The 22,490-nt window shown below is 46.4% G+C and carries 19 protein-coding genes; 3 read left to right on the forward strand and 16 right to left on the reverse strand.

Features of this window, described 5'->3' with window-relative positions; translation table 11 throughout:
- Positions 1 to 480 precede the first annotated feature (480 nt).
- The 4 genes from N4599_RS04490 to N4599_RS04505 are packed head-to-tail and all read right to left on the reverse strand — an operon-like array spanning position 481 to position 3,838.
- On the reverse strand, positions 481 to 1,116 hold the full coding sequence (locus tag N4599_RS04490; RefSeq protein ID WP_062813011.1) for a Crp/Fnr family transcriptional regulator: 636 nt from the start codon (positions 1,114 to 1,116) through the stop codon (positions 481 to 483).
- A gap of 19 nt (positions 1,117 to 1,135) precedes the next feature.
- On the reverse strand, positions 1,136 to 1,681 hold the full coding sequence (locus N4599_RS04495; protein ID WP_062813010.1) for a hypothetical protein: 546 nt from the start codon (positions 1,679 to 1,681) through the stop codon (positions 1,136 to 1,138).
- Complete coding sequence (locus tag N4599_RS04500; RefSeq protein ID WP_062813009.1) at positions 1,681 to 1,911, reverse strand: heavy-metal-associated domain-containing protein; 231 nt, start codon at positions 1,909 to 1,911, stop codon at positions 1,681 to 1,683. The genes N4599_RS04495 and N4599_RS04500 overlap by 1 nt, the downstream gene beginning before the upstream one ends.
- 49 nt (positions 1,912 to 1,960) lie before the next feature.
- A complete protein-coding gene (locus N4599_RS04505; RefSeq protein ID WP_062813008.1) occupies positions 1,961 to 3,838 on the reverse strand; it encodes a heavy metal translocating P-type ATPase in 1,878 nt (625 codons plus the stop codon).
- Positions 3,839 to 4,034: 196 nt separating this feature from the next.
- On the opposite strand from N4599_RS04505, the gene N4599_RS04510 reads away from it, so the two are divergent.
- From N4599_RS04510 to N4599_RS04520, 3 genes are all read left to right on the forward strand, one after another.
- Positions 4,035 to 4,958: an IS30 family transposase gene (locus N4599_RS04510; RefSeq protein WP_062813007.1), complete on the forward strand. Its 924-nt coding sequence runs from the start codon at positions 4,035 to 4,037 to the stop codon at positions 4,956 to 4,958.
- A gap of 253 nt (positions 4,959 to 5,211) precedes the next feature.
- The gene (locus tag N4599_RS04515) at positions 5,212 to 6,438 is read left to right on the forward strand and encodes a DUF389 domain-containing protein (protein ID WP_062813006.1); all 1,227 of its coding nucleotides are present in this window, start codon (positions 5,212 to 5,214) and stop codon (positions 6,436 to 6,438) included.
- Positions 6,439 to 6,786: 348 nt separating this feature from the next.
- Positions 6,787 to 7,521: a recombinase zinc ribbon domain-containing protein gene (locus N4599_RS04520; RefSeq protein WP_260902263.1), complete on the forward strand. Its 735-nt coding sequence runs from the start codon at positions 6,787 to 6,789 to the stop codon at positions 7,519 to 7,521.
- A gap of 22 nt (positions 7,522 to 7,543) precedes the next feature.
- Here the strand turns inward: N4599_RS04520 and N4599_RS04525 are convergent, their stop codons facing one another.
- The 12 genes from N4599_RS04525 to pcrA all read right to left on the reverse strand — a co-directional run bounded on the left by N4599_RS04525 (position 7,544) and on the right by pcrA (position 22,460).
- Positions 7,544 to 7,954 (reverse strand): hypothetical protein, encoded by a 411-nt coding sequence (locus N4599_RS04525; protein WP_062813005.1) that lies wholly within the window; start codon positions 7,952 to 7,954, stop codon positions 7,544 to 7,546.
- A 16-nt stretch (positions 7,955 to 7,970) separates the two neighbouring features.
- Positions 7,971 to 8,858, reverse strand: coding sequence for a restriction endonuclease (locus N4599_RS04530; RefSeq protein ID WP_062813004.1), 888 nt, complete (start codon positions 8,856 to 8,858; stop codon positions 7,971 to 7,973).
- A 364-nt stretch (positions 8,859 to 9,222) separates the two neighbouring features.
- Positions 9,223 to 10,599, reverse strand: a complete 1,377-nt coding sequence (gene rlmD / locus N4599_RS04535; RefSeq protein ID WP_260902267.1) for a 23S rRNA (uracil(1939)-C(5))-methyltransferase RlmD — start codon at positions 10,597 to 10,599, stop codon at positions 9,223 to 9,225.
- A 271-nt stretch (positions 10,600 to 10,870) separates the two neighbouring features.
- Positions 10,871 to 11,875, reverse strand: a complete 1,005-nt coding sequence (locus tag N4599_RS04540; RefSeq protein ID WP_062813002.1) for a diacylglycerol kinase — start codon at positions 11,873 to 11,875, stop codon at positions 10,871 to 10,873.
- A 10-nt stretch (positions 11,876 to 11,885) separates the two neighbouring features.
- The gene (gene gatB / locus N4599_RS04545) at positions 11,886 to 13,310 is read right to left on the reverse strand and encodes an Asp-tRNA(Asn)/Glu-tRNA(Gln) amidotransferase subunit GatB (RefSeq protein ID WP_062813001.1); all 1,425 of its coding nucleotides are present in this window, start codon (positions 13,308 to 13,310) and stop codon (positions 11,886 to 11,888) included.
- Between the two features lies 1 nt (position 13,311).
- A complete protein-coding gene (gene gatA, locus N4599_RS04550; RefSeq protein ID WP_062813000.1) occupies positions 13,312 to 14,784 on the reverse strand; it encodes an Asp-tRNA(Asn)/Glu-tRNA(Gln) amidotransferase subunit GatA in 1,473 nt (490 codons plus the stop codon).
- A complete protein-coding gene (gene gatC / locus N4599_RS04555) occupies positions 14,784 to 15,101 on the reverse strand; it encodes an Asp-tRNA(Asn)/Glu-tRNA(Gln) amidotransferase subunit GatC (protein WP_056983893.1) in 318 nt (105 codons plus the stop codon). The genes gatA and gatC overlap by 1 nt, the downstream gene beginning before the upstream one ends.
- Before the next feature lie 221 nt (positions 15,102 to 15,322).
- Positions 15,323 to 16,186 carry an IS3 family transposase gene (locus N4599_RS04560; RefSeq protein ID WP_260902270.1) on the reverse strand — a complete coding sequence of 288 codons (864 nt, stop codon included), beginning with the start codon at positions 16,184 to 16,186 and terminating at the stop codon, positions 15,323 to 15,325.
- 17 nt (positions 16,187 to 16,203) lie between these two features.
- Positions 16,204 to 16,899 carry a helix-turn-helix domain-containing protein gene (locus N4599_RS04565; RefSeq protein ID WP_062812850.1) on the reverse strand — a complete coding sequence of 232 codons (696 nt, stop codon included), beginning with the start codon at positions 16,897 to 16,899 and terminating at the stop codon, positions 16,204 to 16,206.
- A gap of 97 nt (positions 16,900 to 16,996) precedes the next feature.
- Positions 16,997 to 18,106, reverse strand: a complete 1,110-nt coding sequence (locus N4599_RS04570) for a CamS family sex pheromone protein (RefSeq protein ID WP_003714498.1) — start codon at positions 18,104 to 18,106, stop codon at positions 16,997 to 16,999.
- Positions 18,107 to 18,109: 3 nt separating this feature from the next.
- A complete protein-coding gene (gene ligA, locus N4599_RS04575; RefSeq protein ID WP_062812999.1) occupies positions 18,110 to 20,149 on the reverse strand; it encodes an NAD-dependent DNA ligase LigA in 2,040 nt (679 codons plus the stop codon).
- A gap of 22 nt (positions 20,150 to 20,171) precedes the next feature.
- Complete coding sequence (pcrA, locus tag N4599_RS04580) at positions 20,172 to 22,460, reverse strand: DNA helicase PcrA (protein ID WP_062812998.1); 2,289 nt, start codon at positions 22,458 to 22,460, stop codon at positions 20,172 to 20,174.
- Positions 22,461 to 22,490: the final 30 nt, after the last annotated feature.

The following is a 22,490-nucleotide window of genomic DNA, read 5'->3' on the forward strand; positions in this document are numbered from 1 at the left end:
AGACGCAACGAATGACACTTTCGTCACTGTTACGTCTCTTTTTCATATGGTTAATGATCCTAATGAACAATGGCCTTCTTTAACAGGTATCCACATTGCCCTGCACTAACCACTGTTAAGCCGCTAATAAGTCCCAGGTTGTTATCCCGCAAAACAAATGCAACAATGATTCCAGAAATTAAAGTCGCCCCTAATCACAATTAATTGCTGGTATTTAAACTTCCTGAAAAATTCCGTTATTCTTGATTCTTATCAATGCGGTTGATTGTTAATGGGTATTTCTTATCGAGTTTAGGAGTAACAAATTTAATAGTTAATCCCTTTTTCAACGGTCCCATTAGTATCCAAGCGCTAATCCATAACATCCCCACTATCGATGACCAAATATCACTACCTTGAATTAGTGGAAACATGCATCCCCAAATTAACATAATGATATAACGTGTATATTATCAACTAAGCAATAATTGCCTAACTAAACTAATTTTCGAATAATTCAATTCGACGTAATTGACGTTTCAGTTGACCTTGCTTTTCTAATAAAGCAAATTTACGAGACAGGGTCTCAGGTGTTGTTCCAAGATATAAGGCTAAGTCCTTCATTTTTAAGGGTAAGGTAAAATTATTTTTACCAATTTCATCTGTATATGTTTGTAAATACTTTAATAACCGGTCTTCAACCTTCGGCAAAGCCAACAAGTGAACTTGTTTTTGCATTTCCGAAACTTTAACAATATTTAGTTCCAATAATCGAATACTTAATTCTGGCTGTTTATGCATCAACTTCAATAAATCCTGCCGTTTTAATAAACAAATTTCACTGTGTTCCGTAGTCTCGACGTAATTATTGATATTCTTTTGACCAAAAAGCCAATCCTCACCAATATAATCACCAGTATGCAAGATTTGCAAAACATTCTCATAGCCGTCTTCATCTAAGGTGTACTGCTTAGCGTTACCATCAGCGACAATTACTAAATTATCATCTATCGTTGGATCAATTATCACTTCACCCTTTTGATAGTTCTTATGCTGAACTAATTTTTCGATTTGCATCTTCTCATCCTGAGGTAAAGCATTAAATAGTGGTACTAAGTTAACACATAAATCAGCCATTAAATTCATCGTCCTTTAATTAAAAGTCATCATCGTCATCTTCGACATACAATCCTTCTTTTAGTTCATGACCTAAGAAGTCTTGAGTTACCCGAATTTGCTCCTTAATCCAAGCCATTAAATTAGTTAAATTAGCAGATAATTCTGGCCAACTTTCATTGTTAGCTAAAGCAATTGCCTTAGTAATGAAGAGCGTTTGCGTATCAAAATCTTTTACCAAGGCAAATATTTGATTATCACCTGCTAAATATTTACTACTGCCATCTTCTTCTAGCATAGAATATTCCTTAAATTGAGCTGTAATTGTTGGAATACTTTCACCATTATTAACCAATAAGTGATTCAATTGGTCAAATTCCTGAAGTTCATAAGCAATCCAACCAGCAGCTTTTTCGGCTAAAAAAAGACTAGCAGATCCTTTAGCAAATAAGTTAGCTTGGTTAATCTTTAAAGAATGGATTAACAAGTTAGAAATAATGTGACCAGTCATGGCAGCTGCAGTTGGCTGATGGTGATCAAGGTCGCTTTGCTTCAATTCCGCCTGGTATTTTTCTTCTGCATTCATCAGTTAAGCTCCTTTTCCTTAATTCCTTGTACTTCATAACCCATTTTTTCAATAGCTGTCTTGACGTCAACAGTTGTAGTCTTATCAGGATCCAACGTAAATTTTAGCTTTCCTGCATTGAATAAAACTTTGATTTGGTCGGTTCCATCCAAACTACCAACCGCCCTTTCAATTTTACTTAAGCATGAAGGACAGGTCATACCAGATAATTTCATCATTACTTTTTCCATGATTAAATTCCCCTTCCTTATTAATTTACATATCTAATGATACTTTGTTTTATTGATTATAGACTTGATGATCGTCAATTTTTTGTTGAAATTTGATTAATCTCATCCCGTTCAAGATAACAATTAAGATGCTAAATTCATGAATAAACATCCCACTTGCCATTTCAACATAACCCGCAAACAAACCGATGAACAACAATAAGACTGTCAGTAAAGCCATCACGATATTTTCATTCATGTTCAAAATTGTCTTCTTGGATAATCCAAGGGCATAAGCGATCTTTCGCAAGTCATTTTTAACTAAAACTATGTCTGAAACTTCAATGGCAACATCCGCTCCACTACCAACGGCAATTGCAACATTAGCATTAGCTAAGGCCGGACTATCATTGATCCCATCACCAATAAAAGCAATATGGTGTCCCTTAGCTCTTTCTTTTTTAACAAAAGCAGCCTTGTCTTGTGGCAGCATTTGACCATGAACTTCATCGATTGGCAACTTCGCCGCAATTCGTTCAGCAGTTTCTTGATTGTCTCCAGAAAGCATCACTAGCTTCTTAACCCCTAATTCTTTTAAGTGGGTTAAAGCATCATTAGCTTCTGGGCGCAATTGGTCTTTAATGCCAAAAACAGCTAATTGACTTTGGTCCTCATTGGCAAAAGTGACAATTGAATTACCTAATTGACTCAAATGATCAATTGTTTCACCCAATTTTGCATTGGCACGAGTATTTTCAGCAATTAATTTTTGGTTACCTAAATAATATTTTTGATTATTTAAAGTGGCAATGATTCCCTTACCCTTAACAGTTTCCACTTTAATTGAAGCTGGCTTTTGTTTATTTAATTTGGCAATTGCCTGAGCTAAGGGGTGGTTACTTTGACGCTCAATTTGAGCAGCTAATTTAATAATTTCATCTTTGGGCCCATTTAATACCTCAATTGCACTAACTTCTGGATGTCCAACAGTCAAAGTGCCGGTTTTATCAAAAGCAATTTCATCAATCCGATGAGTTTGGTCCATCACTTGCGACCCTTTAAACATAATGCCATTTTTAGCACCATTACCGATACCAGCAACTGTAGATACTGGCACACCAATAACTAAAGCACCTGGGCAACCCAGCACCATAACTGTAATAGCCAGCCTAAGGTCTTTAGTAATTAAACCTACAACGATTGCAATTATAAGTACGGCGGGAGTGTAATATTTGGAAAACCGGTTAATTAACTTTTCTGTATGTGACTTTGTGTCTTGTGCTTCTTCAACTATTTCGATAATTTTACCGAAAGTCGTATCTTCACCGACTGCGGTAGTTTCGACAGTCAATGTACCGTTTTCAAGGATAGTTCCTGCATATACTTCATTACCGGCTTTTTTATTAACTAATTTAGATTCACCGTTAACACTGGCTTCATTAAGATAACCAGAACCTGAAACAACCTTGCCATCGACTGGAACCTGATCACCAGTTTTAACTAAAATCTTCTCACCAGGATCAATGAAATCGACGTCTTTTTTCTCAGTTGAGCCATCATCTTGAACAACTAACGCAGTCTGTGGTGCCATTTTGGTTAAATCAGCGACAGCTGACCGCGTTTTCTTTAGGGTTAATTCTTCCAGTACATCTCCTAATATGAATAGCCAAGTAACAATGGCTGCTTCATTAAATTCACCAATAATGAAGGCACCGATTACCGCCAGCGATACTAAAACATCAATAGAAATTAATTTAACCCTTAAAGATGAAATAGCCGTCAAAACAATTGGAAGCACTCCAACAATCCCCACTATAAGCATTAAAGCCTGGTATGGTAAATTCATGTGCAATAGCCATTTAGATCCTTCAGCAAGCAACAGCAGAATAGTATTAACAAGCAAAAGCTGCTTTTTGTACCTCATAAAAAATTGTTGTAACTTAATCATTTTTCACCACTTCCTTTCTTGACACTACATATTATAGGTAAAAAACAATTTAGGTAACTTGACTGTTATCAAGATACTAGTGTCTTTTTATATTTGGCAGATTGTAAAATTTAAGTTGAACATTTAAGTGGACAGAAAAGCCCATCAAGGTCTTTAATGGTGTTACCTCAACATTCCATTAGAAAGAAGGACCTTGATGAGCACCACTATTTTATCATTCCAGCACCGCGTTGTCATTGAAACGCTTCATAATGAAGGACGTTCCTTGCGATACATCGCTAACTACTTAGGCTTTAGTAAGGCCACCATCTTTAACGAACTTCACCGGCTAAATAGTGAGTACCAGGCTGAGCTAGCGCAAACTGACTTTGAACAAAAGGTTAGTCAACGGGGGCGGAAGCCTTCGCTCACTAAAAACCTTAAACACTTGGTCGAGGAAAAGATTCAAGTCCAGAAGTGGTCCCCTGAACAAGTTGCCCATGTGGTTGGGATTGCCTACAAGACGGTTTATAACTGGATTGATCAAAAATGGCTTGATGTGCAGTTATCTGATTTGCCTGATCATGGAATACGTCGCCATCACGCTAAAGAAAAGCGTGGTACATTCAGTCACGGCCGCTCAATTGAGGAGCGTCCTCATAAAATCGAAACTCGCCAGGAATTTGGCCACTTTGAAGCTGACACCGTGCTTTCTGGCAAGCGTAAAGGTCAAGCTGTGGCTACTTTTGTGGAGCGTAAGAGTCGCCTGACAATGGTTAAACGGCTCCATGGTCGCGACAGTCAGTCCATGACTCAAGCCGTACTTGAACTAGCTAGTCAACTTCAAGACAAACTCAAGACGCTGACCGTAGATCATGGTAAAGAGTTCGCTAACTACCAGGCAATTGAACAGCGAACTGGTACTCCGGTTTATTTTGCCCATGCTTATTCACCACATGAACGCGGTAGTAATGAGAACCGTAACCGAGTTTTACGGCGCTTTATTCCTAAAGGCCAAGCCATTGAAGAACTAAGTGAGCACCAACTGGTTCAAATTAATTGGTATTTGAATTCACGGCCACTTAAATATCTTAACTGGCATACACCAATCGAGATCTTCCTGCTTAATTTACGTCATTAAATTCGTTCAAGTTATTTCTTGCAATCTGCCTTTTAGAATAGTTTTGATTAATTATCGTAATCTTTATCTTCTCCTTTCTTCGATCAACTTAATAAAACGCAATGGGCAAAAAATAAGTACCATATGTTAAAATTTCTAGATAGTTGGCTATACATAACTAACAAGTCTTAATACATCTCGCTATTTTTTAATGGCGGGACCTTATTATCAGTTAGTCAATAAGTAATTAAAATTACAAGGAGGCAGGACCATTATGTTAACCAATACTTTTATCAAAAAGCTTACGAATGACAGTAAACTAAATATTGAGAATCTTGTAATCCTAACATGTGCAATATTCATTGCTAGTATTGGATTGAACATGAACTCAACAGCAACGATTATCGGGGCAATGTTGATTTCACCACTTATGTCTCCTTTATTAGCTATTGGTACTGGACTGGCTATTTACGACATAAAATTAATTAAAAACGGTAGTACGACAATCCTCGTAGAAATCATTATTAGTCTTTTAGCTTCAACCAGTTATTTCTTTTTTTCACCGCTTTCTTATGCAAGTAAAGAAATTATCGCTCGAACTAGCCCAACTATTTGGGACGTAATGATTGCATTCTTCGGAGGAGTAGCAGGAATTATTGGTGCTAGCAAAAAAGAAGCTACTAACATTGTACCAGGCGTTGCTATCGCTACGGCATTAATGCCTCCGCTTTGTACAGTCGGCTATGGAATTGCTTCGCATAATTTAACATTCTTTCTAGGTGCCTCTTATCTCTTTTTAATTAATGCAGTATTTATCATTTTAACTGCATTTTTAGGAGTTAAGACTATGCGGTATTTAAGCCATGCTAATAATTATTCTACTAGCTTTTTTCGTTTGCCTACTAGAAAAGAGTTTTTCTTTATAATTGCCATATTATCATTGACTATTCCAAGTATATTTTCTGCAAAACAAATGGTACAACAATCAATTATTGAAAATAATGTCCATAAATTAGTTGCGTCCGAATTTGCTGATTCACTAGTTATTAAAGAAGATATTGATAACCAAAATAAAACTATTAACCTGACAATCTCTGGCTCCAAAGAAAATTCTCAAAAAATTAAACGTATCAAAAAAAGATTAACCAATTATAACCTTAAAGACTATTCATTAAATGTTATCCAGGTAGCGCAGCTTAATGCAGCAACTGAGACGCAGCTAAATAATCAGGTAACAAGTATCATTAACCGACAAAGACAAACAGAAGATGAGAAGAATAAAAGGCGTTTAATCAAGCAAAATAAACAAAACAAGAAAATTGCTAAGTTATCACATAATATTAATTCTGTCACTTCAGTTAGTGACACTAACAACAATCATTCCATCATTGTGGAACTTCACAAGAAAATAAATCGTGAACAGAAGGAACAATTGACGATAAAAATAAAAAAGAACTTTCCTCATATTGATAAAATTGAATATGTATTAGAGGATTCCTAAAAAAGCTACTATTAACAAAGATTATTGCTTAATATCTGTCATAAAGCGTAATGAAACACAAAATAGTAATTCAATTACTATGTCGATCTCTTTGTGATTTCTAAAGACTTGCTTCGCTTCGACGGAGGGTTCCCTACAGGCTAGCTTCGTGTCGAAAAACGAACTAGCAAGCTAGTTCTGTCTCCTTTTTCAGTCTGTGATATTTAACTTGAAAGCGATTCGATGCGGATCTGTTTTATAATCATATCGAAAATTCGCAGGAGAGTTGTATACTCGACGTATATGACAAAAATATTCGGCTTTATGGTTAGAATCTTTATTTTACAAAAAGTGAAGAATGAAGGCATTATGCCACAATACTACGTGGAGAATGATCACCCGGCGATTATTCCCAAGTCTGTTTTCATGCAAGTCCAGCAGATCATCAAGCAGCGACATAACAGAATTACCACTAAAAATGGCAAGCACAGGCGACTTAATGGTAAATATTGCTTCTCTCAAAAATTATTCTGCGGTAAATGCGGTGATATCTTGCAACGGAACATGTGGTATCGACCGGAAAAAGTGGTAGTCCGGCGATGTGCAAGCCGCGTAAGACGCAGTAAGACTGGCCGGCGATGCATGATTCGAAACGTCAAAGAACCATTGCTGAAGGAAGCCACCGTTGAAGCATTCAATCAGCTCATTGAAGGGCATGAGTTGGCCAGTAAACAAATTAAAGCTAACATCATGAAGGTCATTAAGAACTCTAAAGGCCCAACACTTGATCAAATCGACCAACAGTTGGAAGAGGTGCAGATGAAGCTTATCCAGGCTGCTAACCAGCACCAGGACTGTGATGCCCTTACACAACAAATCATGGACCTGCGGAAGCAAAAGGAAAAAGTCCAAAGTCGTGAAACTGATCAACAAGCCAAACTACACAGCCTTGATGAAATCAAGGAATTAGTCGAATTGCACAAGTATGGCTTAGTGGATTTTGATGAACAACTGGTTCGTCGTTTGGTAGAAAAAATCACCATCTTCCAACGCTACATGGAGTTCACGTTTAAAGATGGTGAAGTAATTAGGGTTAATATGTGAAAATAATCTGGCAATACAGCACTCAGCTATTTTGGCTGGGTGTTATTTTAATAGGCCAGTTTTTAAATGGATCTAGTTCAGGATCTATTTTTACTGGTTTAGGAAACTCAAACTTGTTAGTCGGTCCCGTACCCCAGCGTGGATTACTATGTAAAATTGCTTCAAGTTTAGTAATTCTGCTTGTCGGGACAAAAGTTACTATGCTATTGAAGCTTCTTAATTTAGAAGTTTCTTCATCCAAATCATACTGACTAATTTCGACTGTTTGAACTTTTCCTTGCCCAAGAAAAGTATCCCAAAATCCAACACATATTTTACCGTCGTCCATTGTTACTCTAACTTTTTCGCCAATTGGATTAGCCTTTAGCTGATCAAAGTCACAAGAATATTGCTCAACAGCTTTTCCAGCTAAATTGTACTGAATAAATTTCATGATTTTCCTCATTAATTTAATCCTTATCCAGGTAAAAATCTTTCAATCGGTAAGTAGTTACCGGGTTAACATAATAGTTGTATTTTGCTACCAAGTCACAAACTTGATCGCCATTAATCAATGTGATGATGCGAGTTCCTTCTCGAGCCGTCCTGACTGCTTCTCTTGTGAAGTCGGAATTAGTAATAAAAATACCAAATTCAGCATTAAACTTGTCCATTGCACCGCGAAATTTATCGATCTCCGGTGCTGATACTTTACCCTGCCAACGCTTAGCCTGAAGCGCTACCCGCGTAGTCCGATAATCATCAGAACGAACATATCCGAATCCGTCGATTCCTCCATCAGCCACGTATTGAACACCCTTTTCATCGTCGACATCTATTCCCATTTTGGTAAGTAACCCACGACAAAAGAGTTCAAATTTTTTAGGATTCATCTTCATTAATGCATCCAATAACTGTTGACGCCAAGGGGCTTCTATTTCATCCGAATCGTTACTATCTTCAATATTGGTTTTCTCAGGGACGGATGCCTTATTTTGTTTTTGTTTTGAAATCATCTTTTCTACTACTGGTCGAACATCACGATCACCATCAAAAGACGACAAATCAACATTACGGCCCTTCTCTGATAACTCAAGTAGTCGTCCATCTTGTATAAGATACCCAGTCATAATCAGATACTTAACGGCATAATTAAGCGTCCACGCAAACGGACTGTATTTATTCCCCGTCTTTTTAGAAACCTTAATTTTATCTACTTCATCCTCTGAAATAGCATTTGAGTTATCGTGAATGTCCTGACGTATTTCTTTCCTAGTAACCTGCCCGCCTAACCGATGCATTGATTTCAGTATTTCGTTCATCGTTAGATTTTCAATATTGATTTGTCTATTTGCCATCCTGTTTACCGCCTTAATAATCTTTCAATATTAATATTATACGTCAAGTACACAACTGTCCTGCAAATTTTCTAATTTTCAATCAAAATACAATATTGCTTCCATCTACTCAACCCTCAGCACCAAATTCACCCTTTTTTACACCAGTTATATTTACCTTCATATCAACGCTCACCTCTACTTTCACTATCCTAATCAGCACGACCTGCCAAACTGGACATTCACCTACTCGACTATCGAAATAGGACATTGAACACTCGACCCGCCAGCTCCAAATAGAAAAAGTGTACTAATCCCGCTCGTCAAAATCAGAATTAGTACACTTTCAATCAGCTATAAATGCCGTCATACCGGCGTTTATCGGCTATTTTTCTGTACGTTCAATGACAGTAACGCTCTCAACATGCGTCGTCTGCGGGAACTGGTCGACGGGCTGGATGGGCTTCGTGACGTGGTAGCCAACTTCCGCAAAGCGTTGAATGTCCCGCACCAGGGTCGCTGGATTGCAAGACACGTAGATCACTTTTTGCGGTGCCATCTTGCCGGTGGCCTCAATCAGTGACTCCGCCAAGCCCTTGCGCGGTGGGTCGACGATCACCACGTCCGGTTTCAAGCCTGCCGCCTGCCACTTGGCAAACTGCTCTTCGGCCTTACCGACCACGAATTCAGCGTTCTTAATCCCGTTTCGCTTGGCATTGTGCTTGGCGTCCGCAATCGCGGCGGGCACGATTTCGACCCCATAGACCTGCTTGGCGTGCTTAGCCACCGCCAGCGAAATCGTCCCGATCCCGCAGTAGGCGTCAATCACCGTCTGGCTGCCATCCAGGCCCGCATTGTCAATCGCCGTCTGGTACAGCCGCTCCGTCTGCTGGGGATTCACCTGGTAGAAGGACAGCGGCGAAATCGCAAAGTCAATGCCGAGCAACTGATCGTGGATTTCGTCCTTGCCCCACAGCGTCTTATTGGTATCGCCCAACAGCTTATTTGTCCGCTTATCGTTGATGTTCTGCACAATGCTCTTTACTTCCGGCACCCCGGCCACGATGCCGTCGACAATCTGCTCCGCCATCGGCAGGCGCTTCGTGTTCGTGACCAAAACGACCATCACTTCATGGCTGTAATAGCCCCGCCGCACCATCACCGTCCGGATAACGCCCTTGCCGGTCCGTTCATCATACGGCGTCACGTGGTACTTTCGCAATAAATCGCGGACGACGACAATTGCCTCGTCAATCTTGGGATCCTGGATGTAAAAGTCCTCGATTGGTACCAGGGTGTGGCTGCCCCGCTTATAAAAGCCGGTTTCCAGTTTGCCCCGGACCAGCTTGACGGGTACCTGGGCCTTATTCCGGTAGTGGTAAGGCCGCTCCATCCCCATTGTCGGCGCCACCTTAATCCCATCCAAGTGGGCCTTCGCCAATAATTCTTCAATCTGGTGCTGCTTAAAACGCAACTGTGCCGGGTACTTCAAGTGACCCAGTGGGGCGATTCCAGTCTGGATGTACTTCTTATCCTTCACGTCCACCCGGTCGGCGCTCTTCGTCTGCCAAGCCATCACCCGGCCCCAGGCAAAGTGGCGGGTCACCTTGGTTATCCGCACCGTCACTTCTTCTCCGGGCAGGGCGTTGGACACAAAGACTGGGAAGTCATCAATCTTGACGACCCCGTTACCCTCATATGTCAAATCAATTACCTGAGCCTGGTATTCTTCGTTTTTATGTACCGGAACGTTTACTTTCACGATTCTGCCTCCATTAACGCTTATTCGATATGACTATTATTACAAAATCCGCCCACTGCTTCAAGCAAAGGCGCACCCAGACAAAAAGCCGAGAGAAAACAGCATTTCTCTCGGCTTCGTTATTATATTGTTGATTCGACTTTCATCAAGATAACGTGCTTCGCCAGCACAGGATCGTGCCCTAGGTGTGAATACTCGCTCGGCCTGTTGCCATGCCAAGCAATGTTCTAGCTAGTCGTACGCTCTGTCGAGGAACTGGCTCCGTACTTCTTTACTTATCTTCATCACTAATCTTGCCGACACCTTCCACGAAGTCCTTTTCGACCCGTTGGAAGTCGGCTGAATCAGTAATCGCGTCATCTGGAATCTCATCCAGGTTTGCGACCACCTCAATGTGCTTTTTCAAGTCGTGGAACTTCATCGGTGCGTCCCCACCGTATTCACCATCAAGGTTGATCATCAACCGGTCTTCCTTGCTCAATGGGGTTACATCCACATCGGTCGCCTTGGCATAGATAATCCGCGGGTCGTCGAGGTGCTTTCCCTGCAAGGCCTTCGCCATCAGCGCCAGCATGTCGGCCAGACTACTCTTCTTGACGATAATCATGGTGAACTTACCGTCATCCAGCGACGCGTCCGGCACAATCTGTTCAAAGCCACCGACCGAATTAGTCAGCGCCAGCAAGATCATCGACGCCGTACCCCGGTATTCCTGGTCATCGTACTTGATTGAAACGTCCACCGGCTTGATTTGCGGCAGCAGTTCGGCCCCCTTTGCCAGGTAAGCCGCGTAGCCAAAGAGGGACTTCATCGATGACGGCACGTCATAGGTCAGCTCGGTCAGGGTTCCCCCCGCCGCAATGTTCATAAAGTAGTTGTCACCGGCCTTGCCGATATCGATTTTGAACTTCTTGTTCTTCTTCAAAATCAGCTTAGCGGCAGCAATCGGGTCATCACGGGGAATCCGCAGCGCCCGGGCGTAGTCATTAGTAGTCCCAGCCGGAATGATTGCCATCGTTGGCCGGTGTTCCAGACCGGCGATCCCATTGATGACCTCATTCAAGGTCCCGTCACCACCGGCGGCCACAATCAGGTCAAACCCTTCCTTGGCCGCCCGCGTCGCCTCGTTCTTTGCCGAATTCGGCGCAGGGGTTGTCGCAAAGGCACTGGTCTCGTAACCGGCCTTTTCGTAGATATCCAAAATATCGACCAGGTCTTTGCGGAGCGCCTCACGACCAGCAGTCGGGTTATAAATAATCCGTGCTCGTTTACGCATCGTTAGCCTCCTACATTGCCTTTAGCGATTTCATCAACAGCTGGGTAACAATCTTCGGGTTGGCCTTTCCGTGAGTCTGCTTCATAATCTGCCCCATCAGGTAGCCAACAGCCCGGTCCTTACCATTCTTGTAGTCGTCAACTGATTGCTGGTTATTAGCCAGAACGTCGTCAACGATTGGCTGCAGCTGAGCAGGATCAGACAATTGTACCAGACCGTGCTCCTTGGCGTAGGCCTGCGGTTCTTCCCCATTCAGAATTCCCTTGAAGACCTTCTTCGCCATCTTAGAAGAAATCGTTCCGTCGTCGATCAGCTTAACCATTCCGGCCAGGTTGGCTGGCGTCAGCTTAGTGTCCTGGAGGTCAACGTGCTGGTCATTCAGGTAGGAGTTGACATCGTTCATTAGGTAGTTGGCCACCCGCTTTGGATCGCCGCCATCCTTGATTGCTTCCTCAAAGAAGTCGGACATTTCCTTAGTCTGGGTCAGTACCATGGCGTCGTAGTCGGATAGGCCAAGGTCGTCAACGTAGTGCTTCCGCCGTTCACCCGGCATTACCGGCATTTCGTCCTCGATTTCCTTAATCCAGTCTTCGCTAACTTCCACTGGCGGCAGGTCCGGTTCTGGGAAGTAACGGTAGTCATCGGCCCCTTCCTTAGACCGCATCGAAATCGTTGTTCCGGTTGGTTCGTCGTAACGCCGCGTTTCCTGGGCAATCTGCCCACCTGACATTATGACATTCTGGTGCCGCTTCTCTTCAAAGGCCAGGGCCTTACGAACGTAGTTGAAGGAGTTGATGTTCTTCATTTCGGTCTTGGTTCCAAACTTATCAGAGCCGATTGGCCGGATCGAGATGTTGGTGTCAACCCGCATTGACCCCTCTTCCATTTTCACGTCGGAAATCCCGGTGAATTGGATTCGTTGCCGGAGTGCTTCCAAGTAGGCCACCGCTTCTTCTGGCGAAGCGATGTCCGGCTTAGAAACAATTTCGATCAGTGGCGTCCCCTGCCGGTTCAAGTCGACGTAGGAATACTTGCTGGTGTGGGTGTTCTTACCGGCATCTTCTTCGATGTGCATCTCTTCGATCCCGATTTTCTTCTTTTTACCGTCGACCTCGATTTCAATCCAGCCGTCGTGGGCGATTGGCGTCGCGGACTGGGTAATTTGGTAGGCCTTTGGGTTATCCGGGTAGAAGTAGTTCTTCCGGTCAAAGTGCATCCGCCGTGCGATTTGGGCGTGGAGGGCCAGGCCGGCCATAATTCCATCACGGACAACGCCCTTGTTCAACGTCGGCAGTACCCCGGGGTACCCCCAGTCAATAACGTTGGTATTAGCGTTCGGCTGGTCACCATATTCGACCGGTGAAGGACTGTAAATCTTGGAATTCGTCTTTAATTCCACGTGGACTTCAAGCCCAATGGTTGTTTGAAAGTTCATCTTAGTTCTGTCCTCCTAACTGTGGAGTCTTCTTGTGGAAGTCCGTCGTCTGTTCAAAGACGTAACCGGTGTTGTAGATCGTCTGTTCATCAAACGGCTTCCCGATTAATTGGAGACCAACTGGCATCCCGTCTTCAGCGGAGAAGCCGGCAGGCAGTGACATTGCTGGCAACCCGGCCATGTTCACCGGCACGGTCAGCACATCGTTCATGTACATCGTCTTCGGGTCGTCGATCTCGGCGCCAATCTTGAAGGCCGTGGAAGCCCCGGTAGCACCGACAATCAGGTCGTAATCCTTGAAGACCTTCGTGAAATCGTCACTAATCAGGCGACGAACCTTCGCGGCCTTGTTGAAGTAGGCATCGTAGAAACCGGCCGACAGGGAGAAGGTCCCCAGCATGATCCGACGCTTAACTTCATCCCCGAATCCTTGGGAACGGGACTTAACGTAAACTTCTTCCAGGTTCTTCGCTTCTGGAGCACGGTAGCCGTAACGAATCCCATCATACCGTTGCAAATTCGATGAGGCTTCGGATGAGGCCAGGATGTAGTAAGCCGGAACACCATCGTGAGTGTGAGGCAGGCTCACTTCGTCCACGGTCGCGCCCAAGGACTCTAAATGGTCCAGGGCGGCCTTAATAACTTCCTTCACGTCAGCACGCAGACCATCATAGTATTCCTTTGGCACGGCAATCTTGAGGCCCTTGATACTCGTGGAGTCATTCAGCTGGGCAGCCCAGTCTGGAACCGCCTTGAGTGAGGAGGTCGTGTCGTGCTCATCGTTGCCGGCAATCAAAGCGGTCAAGTAGGCGTTGTCCTTAACGGACCGGGTCAGCCAGCCAACCTGGTCAAAACTGGACCCAAAGGCGATGATTCCCCAACGAGAAACCCGCCCGTAAGTTGGCTTCATGCCGACAATCCCGTTGAAGGAAGCGGGCATCCGGATGGAACCACCGGTATCAGTACCAAGCGCACCAAGAACGTCACCAGCGGCAACGGCAGCCGCAGAACCACCTGAAGAACCACCTGGTACCCGGGTCAGGTCCCATGGATTATGGGTGGTGAAGAAGGCAGAGTTTTCCGTAGAAGAACCCATGGCAAATTCGTCCAGGTTGGTCTTCCCAACGTTAACGTAGCCCGCCTGCTTCAACTTTTCAACGACCGTAGCATCGTAAACGGGATTGAAGTTTTCCAGTATCTTGGAAGCCGCAGTCGTCCGCAGGCCCTTGGTCAGAATGTTATCCTTAACCGCCAGCGGAATCCCGGCAACCAGCTGGTCAGCGCTAATCCCGGCTTCATCAACTGCCTGGGCCTGCTTCATGGCCCCTTCTTCGTCCAGGGTCAGGAAGGCCTTGACCTGGTCGTCATTGGCCTTGATGTGGTCAAAAGTTTCCTTGGTCAGTTCCGTGGCGCTGATCTTCTTGTTCACCAGGTCATCGTGGAGCTGGCTGAGGTCAGTTTCGTAAAAGTCCATTATTCGCCATCCTCACTTTCATCAATGATTACTGGAACCCGGATGTAACCGTCATCTGCGTCCGGAGCGTTCTTCAGCAAGGCAGCAGTTTCTTCCTTGCTGGCCTTGACTGCCTTGTCCTCGCGCAGGGCGTTGACCCGGTCAGTGGCGTTCGTCATTGGCTCGACACCGTCCGTATCTTCGTTTGCAATTTCCTCAAACATATCGATAATACTTCCCAGCTGAGTCGTGAATTGTTCAAGCTCATCCTGGGGGAATTCCAGCTTAGCAAGTTCTGCAACGTGCTTTACTTCCTGCTCAGTGATTTTACTGGCCATCATTTCGACCTCTTTTCTCAAAATTAAGTATATATACAATTAACAATTCTAGCACAGAATGGGCAATTTTTTTATTGATTTATGTGCTGGAATAGCAAAGGGGCTGTGACATAAGCCCGATTACTTTAATAAAAGGCGAATAGCGCAGTACACAAATGGGCTCCAGTGCTCGGCAAATGAACTGCACCCTGTCAAGTAGACAGGTAATTATACAATGAATGTTAGGCAGCTTGATGCCGGTATTCTACCGGGGTCAGGCTGTTTAATTTTACTTGATAACGTTGATGATTGTAGAAGTAGATATATTGATCAATTGAAGTGACTAGTTCTTCATAGCTTCGGAAGATTTGTCCATAGTAGGCCTCGTCCTTATAGTGGCTCCAAAAACTTTCCATCGGGGCATTATCAATGCACTTCCCGACGCGGGACATACTGCGACTAATACCATGTTCGGCCGTCAAACGAGCAAACTCCTTGGAAGTGTATTGGAAACCGCGATCACTATGAAGTAATGGTTTGGCAGTCGGATAGAGTTTTAAAGCCTGTTCAAGCGTCTTCATTACCAATGGGTTGTCATTGCGCTGGCTAACGACATAACTAATAATCTCGCCGTTGTATAAGTCCTTAACAGCACTGAGATAGGCTTTTTGACCATTACCATAAGTCAGATATGTTACATCAGTTACCCACTTTTCATTTAACCGTTTAGCTGTGAAATCGCGGTTAAGGAGGTTCGGCTCATAGCTTTGTCCACGAGCGATTGTGCAGCTGTGACGAGGACGACAAATCACCGCCCGCAGGTTCATTTCAACGAGAAGTCGCCGAATGCGCTTGTGGTTGTAGTGGCAGTTATAGCGGCGATTAATGAGCATCGTTAGTCTGCGGTAGCCCCAGGTACCCTTCATTTCCCAATAGGCCTGTCTGAGCCGCGCTTTTAGTTGCTTATTGACTGCTTCTTTAGTAGGAAGTGGTCGGGAAAGCCAGCGATAGTAAGCTGATCGTGAGACCTGGGCAAGAGCACAAAGTCGCTTGACTAATTGCCCTGGAAAAGCCTGACAAGTAGCCTGAATGGCCTGATATCGCATCAGATGACTACGATTATTTACTTCTTGTCTTCGTCCTCCAGGGCACTTAATTTTTTTAGGAAGAAGTTTTCCGCGGCGAGGTCTTGATTGCGGGCTTCTAGTTCCTTAATCCGCCGTTCCAATTGTTCTTCTTTACTTAACTTAGCCAAAGCCGGTTTTTGCATTTGATGTCCGCGATGATCAACGAGTGCTTTTCGACCGTCACGTTCATATTTCCGAACCCAGCTATAAACCTGGCTGTAAGAAACACCATACTTCCTCACCGCTGTTTGGTAGTCCTTATCATTGGCAAGCGTGAAGTGGACAATTTCCAGCCGTTGATCGTAAGTAGTTTTCCGCGGTGTTTTCATCTTGGTAGAACCTCCCGTAATCTTCTTCAAGGTTTTACCGTTAGTATACTGGTTCACCCAACGCATGAGAAGACTACGACTGGAGATATTATACTTACGACAGCACTCTAGTTGCGAGTAATGATTGTCCAGATAATCCAGGACCGCCGCTCGCTTGAGGTCAGTAGGATAACGGCGACAAGTGTGTGACTCCTTTAAGCCCGCCACCCCATTATTCTGGTAGTTAACGATCCACCTTCTTAAAGTTGTCCTGGCAATTCCCAGTTCTCGGGCCACCCCGCTTAAAGAGTGCTTTCTCTCCAGAACCTTTACCACGGCTACTAGCCGCTGATTTAGAGTATGATTACTAGTTCGATTGGACATAAAAACTCCCCCTAGAGTTAGATACAGAATTTTGTACAATTCCGTGTCTACTCTAAGGGGAGCATATCAAAAGCCGAACTCTGAAGCCCTATTAAGATTAGTATGAATCCAAAATGTGGGTCCGGAAGGTATCAGAACCGGCATCCCGGTAAACGATTGCCTGCATTTCAGAATCCGACTGAATCCGGATATCAATCGGAATCCCGCTCGGCAGGTAACGTTTAGCAGCCCGGGCAATGTACTGGGTAAAGCTGGTAATTTCCGTCTGACTGTAAAACTGCGTCGTTACCGTAATGTGCATCCCCGAAAGGTTGCCGTTGTGGTACTGAGCCTGGGCGGTCACCCCACTCAGGTTCGGGAAGAAGTTCTGAATCTGGCTCTTAAAGTTAGCGAAGTTGTCGTTATCGGTTGAGTCCGCACTATTTTGCGCATTCGTGGCGGACGCCTTTGGCAGCACCATCGTCTTGTAATCAAGCTTCGTCCAGCCGCTAACCTTGTTGCCATTGTTCTTGCTGTAAGCAAAGAAGCTCCCGCCGACTAGGCTGTCATCTGGAGCCTGCTTGTAGAGGGCAATCACGATTGGCACGTTCTTCAGGGCCTTCTTCTGCCGCAGCCGGGTCAAAATTTTCTGGGCAGCAATCTTGCCCTGGCGTTCCATCTCGTCCTGGCTAATCTTCTTCGTATAGGACGGCCCGTCCGTCTTCTTTTGGTAATTGTACTCGGAGTTGATCCCGACCCCGATTACCACTCCCTTGAGCTTCATCGACCGGCCATTATCCGTCATGTAGTCCTGCTCTTCAATCTGCTGGACGTACTCAGGATTCGGGTCACTCTTCTTCCCCTGGGCCGGGTTGAGTCCCTCAGGATTCTTAGCGGACTTGCGTGCTAGCCAGCTTTGCAGGGTACTGGTATCCAAGTATTGCCCTTCCTGGAAAATATAGTTCTTCGGTGAAAAGACCCGCTTGGAAACCTGGGTCAGGCCGCTTTCAAAGCTCTTCTGGTTAAGCTGGTTATCGTTTTGGGCCACGTTAATTCCGCGGGCCTTGCTAGTCTTGTAACGGCCGTTTTGAATGACCCCTTGGTAGTTGCCATTGCCCGACCCGGTAGTGCTGTAATTCTTCGACGAATTTTTCCCACATGAGGCCAGCACGACCATGCTCACCAGCAACGCCGTGGCGGTTGCAATTTTCTTGATAGTTAGCTTCACGATTTATTGTTCCTCCTTCATTGCTTGGGCAAATCGGGCTTCGTCCCAGACCGTGATTCCCAGGTCCTGTGCCCTGGTCAGCTTGTTGCCGGCCGCCGTCCCCGCAATGACAATGTCAGTTTTCTTTGATACGCTCCCGGTTACCTTAGCACCGTGTGCTTCCAACCAGTGCTTGGCATCCGCCCGGGTCAGCTCTTCCAGTTTGCCCGTCAAGACAACCCGGCGGCCGTTCCACTCGCTATCGGTGGCTGCCGGCACTACCGAACCATGGTAGTCAAAGTTGACCCCCACGGCCCGCAGCTCGTCGACGAGCTTCTTTACCTGCTCGTTAGCAAAGTAAGTCTGGACACTGTCGCCGATTGTCGGACCAATGCCGTCGACAGCCGCGACCTCGTCGGCACTAGCCGTCAGCAAGCGGTCTAAGTTCTGGAAGTGCTCCATAATCAACCGCGCTGCCTTGGCACCGACATGACGAATCCCCAAGCCAAATAATAAGCGCTCGACAGAATTATTACGACTATTCGCAATTGATGTCAATAGGTTGGCTGCCGATTTGTCGCCAAATTTATCTAAAGTTAATAATTGGTCGTGGGTCAGGCTGTACAGGTCGGTCACATCATGGACCAGTTCCTTATCCCAGAGCTGTTGGATAATCTTTGGACCGAGGCCATCAATATTCATCGCGTTCCGGGAAGCAAAGTGAGCGAGCCCCTCCTTGATTTGGGCCGGACACATCGGGTTGACGCAGCGCAGCGCCACTTCATCATCTAGGTGAACGAGGTCCGAACCGCAGACCGGGCAGGTCGTTGGTACCTGGTAAGGCTGACTATCCGCCGGCCGATTCTTTAAGTCAACCCGGGAAATTTCAGGAATAATGTCACCAGCCTTATGGAGGTAAACGGTATCGCCAAGCCGGATGTCCTTTTCACGGAGGTAGTCAGGATTATGCAGTGAAGCCCGACTGACCGTGGTCCCCGCTAATTGAACCGGGTCCATGACCGCGGTCGGGGTCACGTTTCCGGTCCGGCCGACCGTCCAGACAATGTCGCGGACGACCGTTGCCTGCTCCTCCGGTGGGAACTTGTAGGCAATCTCCCACCGCGGTACCTTAACAGTATTTCCCAGGGCATTCTCAGTGTCGAGGTCATTGACCTTTTCCACGATTCCGTCAATCCCGTAGGAGAGCTGGTCCCGCTGAGCGGTGTACTCTTCGATATAGTCGGTAATCTCTTGCCGGTTGTGCACCACCCGGTTATGGGGGTTCACGCTAAAGCCCAGTTCCCGCATCCGGTCAAGGGCCGCCGCCTGGGTCCGCACGCCGAGTTTCTGGTACTCTGGCACGTAGTACATAAAGGTTGCCAAGTCCCGGCGGGCGGTTACCTGGGGATCAAGCTGGCGGAGACTTCCCGCCGCTGCGTTCCGCGGGTTAGCAAAGACCGACAGGCCCGCCGCTTCGCGTTCCTGGTTGAGTTTGACGAAAGACTCCTTCGGCATGTAGCATTCGCCACGGAATTCCAAGCTCAACGGTTCCGGGAGCTGGTGGGGAATCGATTTGATCGTCATGACGTTAGCCGTGACGTCTTCACCGATATTCCCGTTTCCCCGGGTCGATCCCTGGACTAGCCGACCATTTTCGTAAACCAGCGAGAGGGACAGGCCATCAATTTTGAGTTCCAAATTATACTCGGGGGTCACGCTAACGTCACCGTTATCCTGCTGGCGCTGGTTGAAGTCCATCAGTTCATCGATGGAGAACACATCCCCCATCGATAGCATTGGAATTTCGTGGGTCACCTTGGTCAGTTCGCTCGTCGGTCCCCCACCAACGTGCTGGGTCGGGGAGTCGCTAGTTTTAAGTTCTGGGAACCGCTGCTCTAGCTCAACCAGCCGTTGGTAGGCCCGGTCATAGACATAATCCTCGACTGAGGGGTTATCCTGCTCATAGTATTCCCGCCCCCACTTGATCAGCTGCTCCCTGAGCGGGGCAATTTCCTGTTTGGCCGCCGCCAGCGTCAACTGGTCGACTGGTATTCGTTTATCCATTCTTTAGGCCTCACTTCTCTAATTAATCCGTCACCTTTTTAATCGGGGCAAAACTGGCAAGGAGGCGTTTAACCCCCTGGTTAGGAAAGGCGATATCCAATTCCATGTCGTTACCGGTGCCGCTAATCTTAACAACCGTTCCCTGGCCCCACTTCTTGTGCGTGACCTTATCGCCGGCCTTCCAGCTCAGCTTATCCGCGCCGGTTCCAGTGTTGGTAACGGGGGCCACCCGCTTGCCGGCATCGCGGTAGTGGTGTTTGGACTGCTGACTACGGTAGGTCGGCTTGAGGGCTGCCCGCTTGTCAAACGGCAGGCTGCTGCCAAAGCTATTCATCCCGCCGCCCTCTTCTTCGAGCAATTCGGGGCTAATTTCCTCCACAAAGCGGGACGGCTGGTTACGCTGTACCCGCCCGTACAAGAGACGGGAAACGGCATTAGTTAGGTAGAGCTTCTTTTTGGCCCGGGTAATCCCCACGTAGGCCAGGCGGCGCTCTTCTTCTAGCTCGTCATCCTCCAGCAGGGCCCGGGACAACGGGAAAATCCCCTCTTCCATCCCGACCAGGAAGACGACTGGGAACTCCAGCCCCTTGGCCGCGTGCAGGGTCATCAGGGTCACTGCCGGCGCCTGTTCGTCAACATCGTCCTGGTCGGACACCAGGGCCAGGTCGGCGAGGAAGTTCACCAGCTTCTGGCGGTTATCAACGTCATCGTCGGCGTGCTGCTTGTCGTATTCCTGGGTCACTGACTTGAATTCGTCCAGGTTCTCCTGCCGGGCCTGGGCCTCCAGACTATTGTCCTTTTGCAGCATCTTATTATAGCCCGACCGTTCCAGAATTTGGTCGGTTAATTCGGTAATGCTGAGAAATTCTGCCTGCTTATCCAGGTCCTTGATCAGTTGACCGAAGTCCGTCAGCTTGTTCCGGGTCCGGGCGGTAATCGTGTTGGCAATATCAACGTTTTGACTGGCTTCTAGCAGGGACCAGTGGTTGTCGTTGGCAAATTCACGCAGGTGTTCCACGCTGGTCAGACCAATCCCCCGCTTTGGTGTGTTGACGACCCGGCTAAAACTCATCGAATCCTGGTGGTTGACGATCAGGGTCAGGTAGGCCAGAATGTCGCGGATTTCCTTCCGGTCATAGAACTTGTGACCGCCAACCATCGTGTAGGGCACGCTCGACTTCATAAATGTTTCTTCGATCACCCGTGACTGAGCATTGGTTCGGTAGAGGATGGCAAAGTCATTATAATGATAGCCGTGCTTATCATGCTCCTCCTGAATTTTGGAGACGATGTACTGGGCCTCGTCGTGCTCGTTTTGGGCCTGGTAGTAACTAATCTTGTCTCCCTGCCCGTTTTCGGTCCAAAGGTTCTTATCCTTCCGCCCGTTGTTATTCTTAATGACCTCGTTGGCGGCATCCAGAATATTCTGCGTGGACCGGTAGTTCTGCTCCAGCATTACCGTGTGGGCGCCGGGGTAGTCGCGTTCAAAGTTCAGGATGTTTTCAATGTTAGCACCCCGCCAGCCGTAGATACTCTGGTCGGCATCCCCGACGACGCAGATGTTTTCATACTTGTCCGCCAGCATGTGGACCAGCTTGTACTGGGCGTCGTTGGTGTCCTGGTACTCGTCGACGTGGATGTAGTGGAAGCGGTCCTGGTAGAATTCCAGTGTTTCCGGGTCCTGCTCAAACAGCTCGATGGTTTTCATAATCAGGTCGTCAAAGTCGAGGGCCTGGTTGGCCTCTAATTGCTCCTGGTAGAGCTTATAGGCCCGGGCCACGACCTGACTGTACATGCTGTGGGGATTATTGTCACTGCCGGCCTTGGCGGCGTAGTCCTTAGGCGTCAGCAGAGCATTTTTAGCGTTGGAAATGGTACTGAGAATGCTCCGCGGGTCAAACTTCTTCGGGTCAATGTTGAGTTCCGCACAGACCTGCTTCATCAGCGTCCGCTGTTCGCTCGTGTCGGCAATCGTAAAGGCCCGGTTATAACCAAGCTTTTCAATGTCGCGCCGCAAAATCCGGACACACAGAGAGTGGAAGGTTGACACCCAGATGTCATGGGCACCTTCACCAAGGAGCTTGCCGACCCGTTCCTGCATTTCCTTGGCAGCCTTGTTGGTAAAGGTAATTGCCAGGATATTCCACGGCAAAACACCCTTTTCCTCAATCAGGTAAGCAACCCGGTGCGTTAACACCCGGGTTTTCCCTGAACCGGCTCCAGCCATGACCAGCAGTGGCCCCTCCGTCGTCAGAACCGCCTCGGCCTGCTTATCGTTCATTCCCTCTAATAATGCTTGACTATTGCTCACGCCGTTCCATCCTCTCTTCAAATTCAATCG

This window comes from Limosilactobacillus oris (assembly GCF_025311495.1).
Taxonomy (GTDB): Bacteria; Bacillota; Bacilli; order Lactobacillales; family Lactobacillaceae; genus Limosilactobacillus; species Limosilactobacillus oris_A.